This window comes from Rhodobium orientis (assembly GCF_003258835.1).
GTDB classification, from domain to species: domain Bacteria; phylum Pseudomonadota; class Alphaproteobacteria; order Rhizobiales; family Rhodobiaceae; genus Rhodobium; species Rhodobium orientis.
Map to the genome: position 1 here is coordinate 32,236 of NZ_NPEV01000023.1, position 13,643 is coordinate 45,878.

At 64.3% G+C, this 13,643-nt stretch carries 12 protein-coding genes, 1 tRNA gene and 1 pseudogene; 8 read left to right on the forward strand and 6 right to left on the reverse strand.

Annotated elements, in window-relative coordinates:
- Positions 1–30 precede the first annotated feature (30 nt).
- From CH339_RS11835 to CH339_RS11855, 5 genes and pseudogenes are all read left to right on the forward strand, one after another.
- Positions 31–510 (forward strand): hypothetical protein, encoded by a 480-nt coding sequence (locus tag CH339_RS11835; protein ID WP_111434567.1) that lies wholly within the window; start codon positions 31–33, stop codon positions 508–510.
- Between the two features lie 117 nt (positions 511–627).
- Positions 628–1,314: a hypothetical protein gene (locus CH339_RS11840; protein WP_111434568.1), complete on the forward strand. Its 687-nt coding sequence runs from the start codon at positions 628–630 to the stop codon at positions 1,312–1,314.
- Positions 1,311–1,748 carry a hypothetical protein gene (locus CH339_RS11845; RefSeq protein WP_111434569.1) on the forward strand — a complete coding sequence of 146 codons (438 nt, stop codon included), beginning with the start codon at positions 1,311–1,313 and terminating at the stop codon, positions 1,746–1,748. Before CH339_RS11840 ends, CH339_RS11845 begins: the two co-directional genes overlap by 4 nt.
- Positions 1,741–2,100, forward strand: coding sequence for a hypothetical protein (locus CH339_RS24315; RefSeq protein WP_146610159.1), 360 nt, complete (start codon positions 1,741–1,743; stop codon positions 2,098–2,100). The genes CH339_RS11845 and CH339_RS24315 overlap by 8 nt, the downstream gene beginning before the upstream one ends.
- Positions 2,093–3,103, forward strand: a pseudogene (locus CH339_RS11855) (recombinase family protein); the annotation flags it as partial. The gene CH339_RS24315 and the pseudogene CH339_RS11855, both read left to right, overlap by 8 nt.
- Positions 3,104–3,647: 544 nt before the next feature.
- On the opposite strand, the gene CH339_RS11860 reads toward CH339_RS11855, so the two are convergent.
- A tRNA-Ser gene (locus tag CH339_RS11860) sits at positions 3,648–3,739 on the reverse strand.
- A 499-nt stretch (positions 3,740–4,238) separates the two neighbouring features.
- Between CH339_RS11860 and CH339_RS11865 the strand changes: the two genes are divergently transcribed.
- The 3 genes from CH339_RS11865 to CH339_RS11875 are packed head-to-tail and all read left to right on the forward strand — an operon-like array spanning position 4,239 to position 9,194.
- Entirely contained in the window at positions 4,239–5,312 is a 1,074-nt protein-coding gene (locus CH339_RS11865) for an HlyD family secretion protein (protein WP_111434571.1), read from the forward strand.
- Positions 5,302–8,070: a ribosome-associated ATPase/putative transporter RbbA gene (rbbA, locus tag CH339_RS11870; protein ID WP_111434572.1), complete on the forward strand. Its 2,769-nt coding sequence runs from the start codon at positions 5,302–5,304 to the stop codon at positions 8,068–8,070. The genes CH339_RS11865 and rbbA overlap by 11 nt, the downstream gene beginning before the upstream one ends.
- A 2-nt stretch (positions 8,071–8,072) precedes the next feature.
- Complete coding sequence (locus tag CH339_RS11875) at positions 8,073–9,194, forward strand: ABC transporter permease (RefSeq protein ID WP_111434573.1); 1,122 nt, start codon at positions 8,073–8,075, stop codon at positions 9,192–9,194.
- 91 nt (positions 9,195–9,285) lie between these two features.
- Here the strand turns inward: CH339_RS11875 and CH339_RS11880 are convergent, their stop codons facing one another.
- The 5 genes from CH339_RS11880 to CH339_RS11900 form a co-directional block, all read right to left on the reverse strand.
- The gene (locus CH339_RS11880; RefSeq protein ID WP_201240992.1) at positions 9,286–11,595 is read right to left on the reverse strand and encodes a pyrroloquinoline quinone-dependent dehydrogenase; all 2,310 of its coding nucleotides are present in this window, start codon (positions 11,593–11,595) and stop codon (positions 9,286–9,288) included.
- Between the two features lie 51 nt (positions 11,596–11,646).
- Positions 11,647–12,045 (reverse strand): glucose dehydrogenase, encoded by a 399-nt coding sequence (locus tag CH339_RS11885; protein ID WP_111434574.1) that lies wholly within the window; start codon positions 12,043–12,045, stop codon positions 11,647–11,649.
- A 216-nt stretch (positions 12,046–12,261) separates the two neighbouring features.
- A complete protein-coding gene (locus CH339_RS11890) occupies positions 12,262–12,510 on the reverse strand; it encodes a hypothetical protein (protein ID WP_146610160.1) in 249 nt (82 codons plus the stop codon).
- Positions 12,511–12,602: 92 nt separating this feature from the next.
- Positions 12,603–13,118, reverse strand: a complete 516-nt coding sequence (locus tag CH339_RS11895; RefSeq protein ID WP_306461176.1) for an MgtC/SapB family protein — start codon at positions 13,116–13,118, stop codon at positions 12,603–12,605.
- Positions 13,119–13,142: 24 nt separating this feature from the next.
- A complete protein-coding gene (locus CH339_RS11900) occupies positions 13,143–13,601 on the reverse strand; it encodes a DUF305 domain-containing protein (protein WP_111434597.1) in 459 nt (152 codons plus the stop codon).
- Between the last annotated feature and the right edge of the window lie 42 nt (positions 13,602–13,643).

Sequence of the window (13,643 nt, forward strand, 5' to 3'; positions counted from 1 at the left end):
GCAAATTGCACCGGCAAAGCGAGGCTCACCATGGCTTTGACGCTGAGCGAGGAATTGCGCCGCACCTTCGACCGGGTGGCCTTACGCCATGAGGCGCACGGCATCCAGTCGCCTCATCAATGGCGGCGCGCCGATGACCTCATGCAGCGTTGCGACAAGGCAGTCGCGAGGGAAGAACATCTGTTCCGGACCAACTATGCGACCCGTGTCGAGGTCGCCCGGCGCCGGATCATCAACGAGGCCGGCGCACCCAAGAGAACCCTGCGGCACCCTTGGGCCATCCATGACCGCTTCTCACCGGCCGATACGCTTCGGCAGGCCGAACGGGAAGTCAGGGCCGCCCATCACGCCCGGCTCGACAAAATCCGTGACTTCGAGGCCCGCGAGCTCGGCAAGATCGTCAAGCAGTCGATGCGCGAAAACAATCTTCGCGGTGACCTGCGTCTCGCCTTCCGGCGTTCAACGAACCGCCGCTCCGGCAAAGACCGACGCAAAGGTCCGGCGCGATGACCCAAGCTTACGGAAAATAAAACGCAACAATCTTGCGCCGGTTTTGCTTGGCAATACTAGGAATATAATCATACTATGTTCGCTAAATGTTCTCAAACAACGAAAGGAGAGAGAACCGTGAATTACTTCTATGATCCGAAAGAAAACGAACGCGTGGCAAGCGCCCGCGAGAGCTTCTCAGGCCGCTTGCTGACCGACCGCCAGTTCGACGAGGCGATGGCGATCACCGGCATCATCGAGCGGGAAATCGTCAAGTCGGGCGCCTTCAAGGATAAGCTCGGCGACTATTCCTATGCCTTTGCCCGCTCCGAACGGTTCGATACGGCCAAGGCCGAGACGGTCCTGCGCGATCTGTTCAAGGAGCGCACCGGGCAGAGCATGAACGACATGCGCAAGGAGTTCGCCGAGCGCGCGGAAAAGCTCACCGACGAGCAAAGGCAGGGTGCGTACCAATACGCCGTCGATATCGGCGTCATGGTGGAGAACGGCGACAAGCTGAGCTTCAACCGCGCCTTTGCCCATCAGTCCCAGACCCTCGGCCAGGAACTCAGCATCACCGATGCTTACGCCAAGTCGCTGATGATCGAGGAGTTCCGTGCCGTGGAAAACGCCGAACTCTTCGAGTGGGGCAAGGAACTCGACGAGCGCTTCTACCGCCCGCAGATCGAGGCGGAAAAGGCCGAACGGGAGGCCCAGCGCAGTCAGGAGAAATCTCGCAGCCGTTCGTCCGACCGAGGTGGGACGGAAACGCGGAGCACTGCCCGCACATCTTCCCGCCCGCGTGGTCCGGAGATGCGCCGATGAGTACCTTCAGCCTCGGATACAAGATCAGACGGGCCGAGCTTTGCTACACCGACGATTTGATGGTGCAGGAGCTTGATCTCGACTGGTTTTGTATCCCGGTCGATCTGGCTGACAACCTTGCCCTTGCCTACAAACGCTATCTCGCGGCGTGCGGCCTATTCAATGAGGTTCTTCCCGATAGTCGCGACGACATCCGTGCAAGGAGCGATCGGGATCACATCGAGTTTCTGCATGAGCGCGATGGCATTTCGTTCAAGATCGGTCGCTTTGAATTGGGACCGGCCCTCAAGTTCTTGCATCTCGAAACCGGCTTTCCGCACGACGTGTGCGCCCGCTGGTGCATGATGATGGAGTTCATCATCTGGCAGGACGAGGAAAGCAAGCGAAAGAAACGGCTGGAGTGGGAGGCGGAAACGGAGGATGCCGATGCGTAGCGTTTCTTCCAGCGAACGGACCGACACCGTCACGTCGGAATCCGAAACGTCAAACCGGCCCGTTCTGGCCCTCGACGTGGCGCTCTACGAGCATATGCTCGCCGACAGCGATCTCACCGAGGACCAGAAGCGTGAGTTCCTCGAGACCCTCTGGTCGATCATCGTCGGCTTCGTCGATCTCGGCTTCGGGATCGATCCGGTCGGGCTCGCCTGTGGGCAGAATCCCGAAACCTCGTGCGGTCAAACCTCCGAGTCCGCTACCCTTGAAGCAGAAACCAATACCGGAAAAGCAACGCAACACCTGCGGGCCGAAGAAAAGGCGTCTGCGCGGAAAGGGAGGAGCCATGAATGAGTTCTATGGGCGGAACAGACAGGAAAAAGACGGTTGGCCGCTGAAAGCGATCCTGTACTGTCGAATTTCCTCTGTCGCCCAAGCCAAGAAAGGGGACGGCCTTGCGTCCCAGGAAACAAGGTGCCGCGAATATGCGGCCTACAAGGGTTATGATGTCGTCAAGACGGTCTTCGACCGTGCGCAGTCCGGCGGGCTTCTGGACCGTCCCGGCATCAAGGAATTGCTGCAATTCCTGAAGCGCGAAAAGCATGCTGAGCAATATGTCGTCGTCTTCGACGATATCTCCCGGCTTGCTCGTGACATCCGAATTCATCTCGACCTGCGCGATGCGATTTTCGCCACCGGCGCGCGGATCGATTGCCCGTCGGTCGAGTTCCGCCAGGACTCAGATGGCCTTTATGTCGAAGGCATGCAGGCACTTGGCGCAGAGTATTTCCGCCGAAAGAACGCCGAACAAACCAAACACAGAATGCGCGCCCGCGCCATGAACGGCTATTGGCCGTTCCACGCGCCACCCGGCTACAAATTCAAGAAGGTCGCCGGGCACGGCAATCTGCTGGTGCGCGACGAACCGATGGCCTCAATCATTCAGGAGGGGCTTGAAGGGTTTGCCTCGGGACGAATCGAGACCCAGGGCGAGCTGAAGCGTTTTCTGGAATCCCGGCCCGATTTCATGGCGGGTAGGAAAAACCGCGAGCTGCGCTACGAAGACGTGATCCGCTTTCTGACCCGGCCCCATTATGCCGGCTACATCGAAAAGCCGGAATGGGGCGTCAGCCTGCGCAAGGGCCATCACAAAGGCCTGATCGCACTCGAGCAGTATGACCTCATTCAAACCCGTATCAGGGACGCCGCCAAAGCGCCGGCACGCAAGGACATCAATACCGATTTCCCCTTGCGCGGTTTCGTTGTCTGCGGCGATTGCGGCAAGCCGCTTACGGCGTGCTGGTCGAAGTCGAAGACCGGCAAGAAGCACCCCTATTATCTCTGCTTCAACAAGACCTGCGACAGCCATCGCAAATCGATTCCGCGCGACCGATTGGAAGCCGATTTCGAGACCCTCCTCAAACACCTGACGCCGAGCGAGCGGACGTTTCAGATTGCCCGCGCAATGTTCAAGCAGGCCTGGGATATGCGGCTGGCGCAGGCCAAGCAAGCAACGACGGCATTGAAATCGGAAATCGTGAAACGTGACCGGCAGATCGAGCAATTGCTGGACCGAATTGTCGATGCGACGTCGACGGCATCAATCTCGGCCTACGAACGGCGGGTCGCCAAGCTTGAAAGGGACAAGCTGCTGACGTCCGAGAAGCTCGCCCAAAAGCCCGGTCCGCAGCGCCCCTTCGACGAAATGTTCGAACTCGCCTGCGAATTCCTGTCAAGCCCTTGGAATATTTGGGAAAGGGGCCCCATCAACGGGCGCAGGATGGTGCTGAAACTGGCTTTTGCCGAGCGTCCTGCATATGACCGGAACCAGGGATTTCGAACCCCAAAAACCACCTTACCATTCAAACTGTTAGGAGATATCCATATGGGAAAATGTGAAATGGCGGAGACGGTGGGATTCGAACCCACGATACGCGGTTCAGCGTATACTCCCTTAGCAGGGGAGCGCCTTCAGCCACTCGGCCACGTCTCCGGTTCGCCGAGATATGCCCGAGCGCCAAGCACAATGCAAGACATTGACCGGTGAGGGCGTTTTAGGACCCCCGTTTTTTTGTACCGATCCCTTTGATTTGGCGCGGACGGGTTAGGTTTCCCGCCAATGGGGGCATGCGTCGGGCACGATCCGTCCGTGCCAGTCGCCATCGCCATCCATCCGCGTCGGCCGCCGTCGCGTTGGTTTTCATCGACGGTCTCGATCGGTTCGCTTCTGATGCAATGCCGAAGGCCCCGGCCTGCCTCCGTTCAAACCCTCGTACGCCGGCAAAGCCGCGAGCGTGCCGACCGCGTGCCGCACGGTAGCGGTCACTGGCTGTTTCTGCCCGCGGCCGCGGGCGTCATTTGAACGCAGGCCATCGCTCTTGGTCGACCCGGCACCGCTCCCCAGATAAGCCACATGCGGGCAATTGTTGCGAATCGCGTACTATTTCGCGTTGCAGGGTGTTCGGCCGGCCATAAAAAGGGGGCGAGAGATCATGAAGAAGCCGGGGTTTGCCGTCGGGCTCCTCGTTGTCATCGTCGGCGGCGCGCTCGCCTTCGTCGGCTGGAACTACCTGCAACGGGACGAGGTGCCGGACGGATTCGCCGCCTCCAATGGCCGCATCGAGGCGGTGGAGATCGACATCGCTACCAAGACCGCCGGCCGGGTGGAGGAGATCTCCGTCAATGACGGCGATTTCGTCACAGCGGGCGAGACCGTCGCGCAGATGGAGACCGCATCACTGAAGGCCCGGCTGCGCGAGGCCGAGGCGGCCCTGAAACAGGCGCGGATCGGGGTGGAGACGGCAAAAAGCCTCGTCGTCCAGCGCCAGGCAGAGAACGCGGCGGCAAAGGCGACGGTCGCCCAGCGCCAGGCCGAGCTCGATGCCGCCACCAAGCAGTTGACCCGCACCGAAGAGCTGGCGACGCGCGGCACCGCGACCCTGCAGAAGCGCGACGACGACCGCGCCAGCTTTGAGGGCGCCAGGGCCGCCGTCAGCGCCGCCGAGGCAACGCTCGCCGGCACCGACGCCGCGATCGGCTATGCGAGGGCCCAGGTGGTCTCCGCGGAGGCCCAGGTCGAGGCCGGAACGGCGACGCTCGACCGCATCCGCACGGACCTTGCCGATACCACCCTGACGGCGCCGCGCGACGGCCGCGTCCAGTACCGCGTCGCCCAGCCGGGCGAGGTGATCGCGGCCGGCGGCACCGTCGTCAACATCGTCGACCTTGCCGACGTCTACATGACCTTCTTCCTGCCGACCTCCGAGGCCGGCCGCATCGCCATCGGCGCCGAAGCCCGCATCGTGCTGGACGCGGCGCCGCAATACATCATTCCGGCCGAAATCTCCTATGTCGCCGACGTCGCCCAGTTCACGCCGAAGACGGTCGAAACGGAGGAGGAGCGCCAGAAGCTGACCTTTCGCGTCAAGGCCAAGGTCGATGCCGCGACCCTGCAGAAGTACATCCGCTTCGTGAAGACCGGGCTGCCCGGCATGGCCTATGTGCGGCTCGACCGGCAAGCGGAGTGGCCGGAGCATCTGGCCGTCAGGCTGCCCGATGTCCGGTAAAAGCCCACCGCCCGGGGCAGGCGAGGGGCCGGAGCCCATCGCCCGGCTGAGGGGCGTCGGCCTGCGCTACGGCAGGACGGTGGCGCTGGACGCCGTCGACCTCGACATTCCGGCGGGAACGATGACCGGGCTCATCGGCCCGGACGGCGTCGGCAAGTCGAGCCTCCTGGCGCTCGTCTCCGGCGCCCGCGCGCTGCAGACGGGAACGCTCAGCGTCCTCGGCGGCGACATGGCCTCGATCCGCCACCGCCACGAGGTCTGCCCGCGCATCGCCTATATGCCCCAGGGGCTCGGCAAGAACCTCTATGCGACGCTGTCGGTGTTCGAGAACATCGACTTCTTCGCGCGTCTCTTCGGCCACGACCGCGAGGAGCGCCTGCGCCGCATCGACGAGCTGACCGAGGCGACGGGCCTGAAGCCCTTCCTCGACCGGCCGGCGGGAAAGCTCTCCGGCGGCATGAAGCAGAAGCTCGGCCTGTGCTGCGCGCTCATTCACGATCCGGACCTGCTGATCCTCGACGAGCCGACGACCGGCGTCGATCCGCTGTCGCGGCGCCAGTTCTGGGCGCTGATCGACGACATCCGCCGCGGCCGGCCGGGCATGACCGTCGTCGTCGCCACGGCGTATATGGAGGAGGCGGAGCGGTTCGACTGGCTGGTCGCGCTCGATGCCGGCGCCGTACTGGCCACCGGCACGCCGGAGGGCATCCGCGAGCGCACCGGCACAAAGACGCTGGAAGCCGCCTTCATCGCCCTTCTTCCCGAGGAAAAGCGCGCCGCGCACTCGCCGGTGGTGATGCCGCCGCGGCCCGAAGGCGCCGGCGACGCGATCGCCATCGAGGCGCGCGGCCTGACACGCCGCTTCGGCGACTTCACCGCCGTCAACGATGTCAGCCTCAGCATCACGCGCGGCGAGATCTTCGGCTTCCTCGGCTCCAACGGCTGCGGCAAGACGACGACCATGAAGATGCTGACCGGGCTGTTGCCGCCGAGCGAGGGCGAGGCCTGGCTGTTCGGCCACCCGGTGGAGGCGGACGACATGGCGACCCGCCGGCGCGTCGGCTATATGTCCCAGGCCTTCTCGCTCTACACAGAACTGACGGTGCGCCAGAACCTCGACCTGCACGCCCGCCTGTTCCGGGTCCCGGCGGCGGAGACCCCGGCCCGCGTCGCCGAAATGCTCGAACGCTTCGACCTTGCCGAATTCGCCGATGCGCTGCCGGACAGCCTGCCGCTCGGCCATCGCCAGCGCCTGTCGCTGGCCGTCGCCATGGTCCACAAGCCGGAAATGCTGATCCTCGACGAGCCGACGTCGGGCGTCGATCCGGTCGCCCGCGACGGCTTCTGGCGGATTCTGGGCGAACTCTCGCGCCGCGACGGCGTCACCATCTTCGTCTCCACACACTTCATGAACGAGGCGGAGCGCTGCGACCGCATCTCCCTGATGCATGCCGGCACGGTGCTGGTTACCGATACGCCGGAAGCGATCGTCGAACGCCGCAACGCCAGGGACCTTGAGGCCGCCTTCATCGCCTATCTGGAGGAAGCCTCCGGCGAGGAGCCGGCGGCAGGCGAGGTCCCGGCCGTGCCCCTGCAGGAGACGGCCGGCGCGACGGCCGCCGCCCAGCGCCGCTTCGACCTGCGCCGTCTCGCCAGCTATGCCCGGCGCGAGCGACTGGAACTGCGGCGCGACCCGGTCCGCTTGATGCTGGCGGTCCTCGGCAGCGTCATCCTGATGTTCGTCATGGGTTACGGCATCACGCTCGACGTGGAGGACCTGACCTTTGCCGTCCTCGACCGCGACGATACCACACTCAGCCGCGACTACGCCCTCAACATCTCCGGCTCGCGCTATTTCATCGAAAAGCCGCCGCTTGCCAGCCATGCCGACCTCGACAGGCGCATGCGGGCCGGCGAGATCGCGCTTGCCGTGGAAATCCCGCCGAATTTCGCCCGCGATGTCGCCCGCGGCAAATCCGTGGAGGTGGCCGTCTGGATCGACGGCGCCATGCCGCAACGGGCCGAAACGGTGAAGGGCTATGTGGAAGGCATGCACGGCACCTGGCTGCTCGCCAAGGCCCGCGAGATGGGGCGCGGCGCGGCGGCCGAGCCGGCGATCACCATCAACACCCGTTACCGCTATAACCCGGATGTGGAGAGCCTCGTTGCCATGGTGCCGGCGGTGATCCCTATCCTCCTGCTGATGATCCCGGCGATGCTCACGGCACTCAGCGTCGTGCGCGAAAAGGAACTCGGCTCGATCACCAATTTCTACGTCACGCCGACGACGCGGCTGGAATTCCTGCTCGGCAAGCAACTCCCCTATGTCGCGCTCGGCTTCGGATCGTTCCTGCTTCTGGCGTTTTTTGCCGTGACCGTGTTCGGCGTCCCGGTGAAGGGCAGTTTCCTGGCGCTTGCCGCCGGCGCGCTTCTCTACATCGGCGCGGCGACCGCCCTCGGGCTTCTGGTGTCCGCCTTCATGAAAAGCCAGATCGCCGCCATTTTCGGAACGGCGGTGATCACCATGATCCCGGCCGTGCAGTTTTCCGGCATGATCAACCCGGTCTCTTCGCTAAGCGGGGCGGGCAGGGTGATCGGCGAGGTGTTCCCGGCATCCCACTTCATCCTCATTGCCCGCGGCACCTTTTCCAAGGCGCTCGGCTTTGCCGATCTGGCCCAGCCCTTCCTGTTCCTCATCCTGACCGTACCGGTGCTGCTTGCGCTGGCGGCGGCGGCGCTGACCAAGCAGGAGCGCTGACCATGCGATTTGCCAACGTCCTCCACCTCGGCATCAAGGAACTGCGCAGCCTTGCCCGCGATCCGATCATGCTGGTGCTGATCGTCTACGCCTTCTCGTTTTCCGTCTACACCGCGGCAACGGCGATGAAGGAGACCCTGCACCGCGCGCCTATCGCCATCGTCGACGAGGACAACTCGCCGCTCGCGGCCCGTATCGCCGGCGCCTTCTATCCGCCCGACTTCCTGCCGCCGGAAATGATCAAGCCGCAGGAACTCGACCGCCGCATGGATATCGGCCTCGACACCTTCGCCCTCGACATCCCTCCCGATTTCCAGCGCGACCTCCTCGCCGGCAAGAAGCCGACCATCATGCTCTCGGTCGACGCAACGCGCATGACGCAGGCCTTCACCGGCAACGCGGTGATCCAGAACATCGTCACGGGCGAAGTGAACGCCTTTCTCAAGCGCTACCGCGACGTCCCCGATACGACCGTCAATCTGGTCACCCGGGCCCGCTTCAATCCGACGCTGGACAACGAGCGGTTCCTCGGCGTCATGCATGTCATCGACAATGTGACGCTGCTGGCGATCATCCTGACCGGCGCGGCGCTGATCCGCGAGCGCGAGCACGGCACCATCGAGCATCTCCTCGTCATGCCGGTAACGCCCCTGGAGATCATGACCAGCAAGGTCTGGGCGATGGGGCTCGTCGTCCTCGTTGCCTGCTATTTCGCCATCCTCGTCATTGTCCAGGGTATTCTGCGGGTGCCGGTGGAGGGCTCGATGCCGCTGTTCCTGCTCGGCACGGCCCTGCACCTCTTCGCCACCACCTCGCTCGGCATATTCCTCGGCACGGTGGCGCGCTCCATGCCCCAGTTCGGGCTTTTGATGCTGTTGATCCTTTTGCCGCTGCAGATGCTCTCCGGCAGCACGACGCCGCGCGAGAGCATGCCGGAATTCGTGCAGATGATCATGATGGGGGCGCCGAACACCCATTTCGTCATCATCGCCCAGGCGGTGCTGTTCCGCGGCGCCGACGGCTCGGTGATCTGGCCGCAACTGCTGGCCCTTGCGGCGATCGGGACGGCACTGTTCCTGTTCGCGCTCGCCCGCTTCCGCAAGGCCATCGTGACGATGGCCTGAGCGGGGGAGGGCAAAAGCAAACGGCCCGCACGAAACGACCGATATCGTTCTTCCGTGCGGGCCGCGGTTTTCCGCTGGCAGTGCCGTTGGGTCAGTCGCCCTTCGGCAGGGCGTAGGCGATGACGTAGTCGCCGATCGGCGTTTCCATGAAGTGGTGGCCGCCGGCCATGATCATCACGTATTCCCGGCCGTCCTGTTCGTAGACGATCGGGTTGGCCTGGCCGCCGGCCGGCAGCACGTCGCTCCAGACCACCTTGCCGGTCTTGATGTCGATGGCGCGGAACAGATTGTCGGTCGCCGCGCCGATGAAGACGAGGCCGCCCGCGGTGACGACCGGGCCGCCATTGTTCGGCGTGCCGATCTTGAACGGCAGCATGCTGGAGATGCCGAACGGGCCGTTGCGCCGTGCCGTGCCGATGGGCTCGTCCCACAGCGTCTTGCCGGTGGCGAGGTCGATCGCCTGGATGCCGCCATAGGGCGGCTTGGTGCAGGGCACGCCCGTGAACGGCACGCGCCAGCCGGCATTGACCTCGATGGCGTAGGGCGAGCCGGTCTGCGGGTCGCCGTCGCCTTCCGCATTGCTGCCGGAGCTCTGCTCCTGGTCCTCGTAGATCGGGCGCAGGTTGCGCTTGTCGGCCTCGTCGCGGGTCAGGAGGCGATTGTGGTTCGGGACGTGGTTGTAGTTGGCGATGATGACGCCGCGCTTCGGATCGACGGCGATCGAGCCCCAGTCGGAGCCGCCATTGTAGCCCGGATACTGGATCCAGTGCTTGTCGACGGTCGGCGGCGTGTAGAGCCCGTCATAGGTCGCCTGGCGATACTGGATCCGGCACCAGAGCTGATCGATGGGGCTGAACCCCCACATGTCCTTTTCCGTAAGGCGCTCGCGCGGCAGCACGTGGTAGCCGGAGACCGGCTGGGTGTCGGCGAGGCTGCTCGTCTCCACGCCGCCCTTCGGCGCCTTCATCGCCTTGACCGGGAACAGCGAGTCGCCGGTTTTCCGGTTCAGCACGTAGATGTCGCCCTGCTTGGACGGCAGGATCACCGCCGGCACCTTTTCGCCGCCGACCGGCACGTCGACCAGCGTCGGCTGGGAGCCGAGGTCGTAGTCCCACAGATCGTAATGGACGGTCTGGAAGTGCCAGACCGGCTTGCCGGTGGTCACGTCCAGCGCGACCAGCGAGGTGGCGTATTCGTTCTCCGCGTCCGAGCGATTGCCGCCATAGTAGTCGACGGCGGAGTTGCCGAGCGGCAGGTAGACATAGCCGAGTTCCTCGTCGCCGACCGGCGCGGTCCACATGTTCGGCGTGCCGCGGGTGTAGGTCTCGCCCTCCGGCGGCAGGCCGGTCAGCTCCGGATTGCCGAGATCCCAGGCCCAGGCGAGCTCGCCCGTGACCGCATCGTAACCGCGGATGACGCCGGACGGCGCATTCTCCGCCTGGCCGTCCTTGACCTGCGCCCCGGTGACGACGATGCCGCGCACGATCGCCGGCGGCGCGGTGACGGCGTACCAGCCGGGCACCTTCTCGCCGATGCCGGCCCACAGGTCGACGGAACCGTTCTCGCCGAAGTCCTCGCAGGGTTCGCCGGTCCTGGCGTCAACCGCGATCAGGCGCGCATCGAGCGTGCCCTCGATGATGCGGGTGGCGCAGGCATCGCCCTCGGCCGCATCAGGATTGGTATAGGCGGAAACGCCCCGGCAACTCGCGCCATAGGGAATGGCGTCGGGCGAGACTTTCGGGTCGTAGCGCCACGTCTCCTTACCGGTGGCGGCGTCGAAGGCGACCATCTTGTTCATGGCCGTGCACATATAGAGCGTGCCGCCGATCTTCAGCGGCGTGTTTTCCGGCGAATACTTGCCCTTGGTCTCCTTGGTCGGCATGTCGCCGGTGCGGTAGACGAAGGCGCGCTTCAGCTTGGAGACGTTGTCCGGGGTGATCTGGTCGAGCGGCGAATAGCGCGTGGCGCCCGGACCGCCGCCATAGAACGGCCAGTCGGCGCCGGCCTCGGGAAGCGTTGCCGGTGCGCTGCGGGCAAGGCTTTGCGGGGCAGACGTCTCTTCGCTTTGCGTATCGGAGGCGTCCTGCTGTTCCGTGCCGGTCTCACTCGCCTCTGGGGCGGCGGCATCGGTCGGCGGCGTAGCATCTTCGGTTGTCGTGTCGCCTGACGCCGGATCGACGACATCGGAGGTCGGGGCGGGGACCGGCGGGGTGTCCGCGGTCTCATCGGGCCGCATCTCAGCCGAATCCGGGCTCGACGGCGTTGCCGGTGCCTCGGACTCCTGCATCTGGGTCTGGGATTGCGGCTGTTCGGGCGTCTGCGACTTTGCCGCCCCGGCCGCGGCGCCGACGAACAGCGTGCCGGCGATCAGAATCCGGGAGATATTGGAAAGCGGTAACATGGGTCACCTTTCAGGTCGGTCGTTCGGTTCGGATTGTTTTTTGCGGTCGCGTCAGAGCGTGGTCTCGGCCGGCGGCTGGTAGGGCCTGCGGATGAGCGCCGGGATCGTCAGCAGGACGAGCACCAGCAGCACCGTCGGGGCGATGATGCGGGGAACCTGCGCCCACCAGTCGGTCCCGACCTCCCAGAACGCCCACAGCACCGTGCCGCACCACACGGCGGCGTAGATCCACACGCCGGTGATCGACAAACGGAACAGGAAATAAGCGGAAAGGAGGAGGCCGATACCGGCAACGACGTAGTACCAGGAGCCGCCGAGGCTGGCGAGCCAGATGCCGCCGATGAGGAGGATCGCGCCGCAAAGGGCAAGGACGGCGCCCAGGACGATGGTCGCCCATTTCGCCACCGGCGATGGCTTTCGATAGACGTGGATGTGGGGATCGTGGGTCATGGGGCTCTCCCGCCTCTGATTATTGGGAGGAGCGCTTCGCAGGAATGAGTCGGACGACCAAGCAAGAGCGCTCTTGCGAGGGCCAACGCGCCCGACCGGGCAATGTTCCTGAAGAAAATGTGAATTGTCTGTAACGTTTGACCGTCTCTGGACGGCATCGGGCCGGCGCAAGCGTTGGCGTCGGCCCGGCTTGATGCGCGAAGGTCATGCCCGCGATCAGCTATCGGCGTCGCTCTTGCGGTTGCCCTTGCCGAGGTCGCGGCGGGCGCGCGTTTCCTTGTCGAGCTTCTCGAAGGATTCGATGACGCCGTCGGTCTCGGTCTTCACGTCGGGCTGGCTGTGGCGCTGGTTGCGCACGCTTTCCTGGTCGTTGCCCTGGAGCTGGTTGTTGCCCATGCGCTCGTTGGCAAGATCGGTCTCGCTGATCGTCTCGGTCCGGTCGGACTTTTTGGCCTGTTCGCTCATGTGAACCTCCTCCTGATTGCCCGGCCGCATGTCGTGCCGGCTTCGGGGGAAAAACGAGCCGACGCCGAAATCGTTCCTCGGGAGACGGGCGGCTATTCGTCGGTGGTCTTCCTGGAGCGCCGGCCCTTGAACTTCAGGCGCACCTCGAGACGGCGCAACAGCATGACCACGATCGCGCCGGCAATACAGGCCAGAAAGGCAAGGGCAAAGAGGCCGAGCCCTGAGGCGAGCCCGATGCAGGCCGCAAGCCACATGCCGGCGCCGGTCGTCACGCCGTGCACCTCGCCCTTATGGAAGATGATGAAGCCGGCGGCCAGAAACGCGACGCCGGAGGTGATCGCTTCGACGAGGCGCAGCGGATCGGTGCGCATGGTGTCGCCGGAAAACAGCGGCAACTGAACGATCTCGACCGTGATCATCGCAAAGGTGGCGCTGGCGATGGCCACCAGGAGGTGGGTCCTGAGCCCGGCCGGCCGATCGTGCCATTCGCGCTCGAACCCGATAACGGCTGCAAGGGCTGCGGCAACGACGAGACGCACCACCATTTCGACCGGCGGAATGGCCGAGGCAAAGCCGTTGCTCAATATGGCCGGGATGGTATCGATCACATCGCGCGCTCCGTCGTTTGGACGTCAGCGGCCTTCTTTGCTCTCAATATCTCCGATCAGCGCCTTCATTTCGGCAATCTCGCGCCGTTGGGTCTCGATGATGCCGTCGGCGAGCTCACGCACCCGCGGATCGGAAATGTTCGCCCGCTCGCTGGTCAGTATGGCGATGGAGTGGTGCGGAATCATCGCCTTCATCCAGCTAACATCGGCCACAGTGTCCTGGCTGCGCACCAGATAGAGCGCGCCGGCAAAAACAACGATCGCCGCGACGACGATGCCTATGTTGATCCCTGTGTTCGGATACATGCCGCGCATGAAGCCGAGCATGACGATGGCCATCGCCGCCCCCATCACCAGCGCCATATAGGCCCGCGTCTCGCTCCAGAACACGTGGTCGAGGGCGTAGGTGTTGAGATACATGAGCACCAGCATGACCGCTGTCGACGTGGCGATCATAGCGGCGAAACGCAGATACTTGGTCATGTCGGGCATTCCTGCGCGGGGAAGGACTGTGGCGAGGAGAGG

Excerpts from the sequence above, each read along its gene's own strand:
- CH339_RS24315 (WP_146610159.1), top strand. The coding sequence starts at position 1,741 with ATGCGTAGCGTTTCTTCCAGCGAACGGACCGACACCGTCACGTCGGAA.
- CH339_RS11845 (WP_111434569.1), top strand. The coding sequence starts at position 1,311 with ATGAGTACCTTCAGCCTCGGATACAAGATCAGACGGGCCGAGCTTTGC.
- CH339_RS11865 (WP_111434571.1), top strand. The coding sequence starts at position 4,239 with ATGAAGAAGCCGGGGTTTGCCGTCGGGCTCCTCGTTGTCATCGTCGGC.
- CH339_RS11900 (WP_111434597.1), bottom strand. The coding sequence starts at position 13,601 with ATGACCAAGTATCTGCGTTTCGCCGCTATGATCGCCACGTCGACAGCG.
- rbbA (WP_111434572.1), top strand. The coding sequence starts at position 5,302 with ATGTCCGGTAAAAGCCCACCGCCCGGGGCAGGCGAGGGGCCGGAGCCC.
- CH339_RS11835 (WP_111434567.1), top strand. The coding sequence starts at position 31 with ATGGCTTTGACGCTGAGCGAGGAATTGCGCCGCACCTTCGACCGGGTG.
- CH339_RS11890 (WP_146610160.1), bottom strand. The coding sequence starts at position 12,510 with ATGAGCGAACAGGCCAAAAAGTCCGACCGGACCGAGACGATCAGCGAG.
- CH339_RS11880 (WP_201240992.1), bottom strand. The coding sequence starts at position 11,595 with ATGTTACCGCTTTCCAATATCTCCCGGATTCTGATCGCCGGCACGCTG.
- CH339_RS11875 (WP_111434573.1), top strand. The coding sequence starts at position 8,073 with ATGCGATTTGCCAACGTCCTCCACCTCGGCATCAAGGAACTGCGCAGC.
- CH339_RS11885 (WP_111434574.1), bottom strand. The coding sequence starts at position 12,045 with ATGACCCACGATCCCCACATCCACGTCTATCGAAAGCCATCGCCGGTG.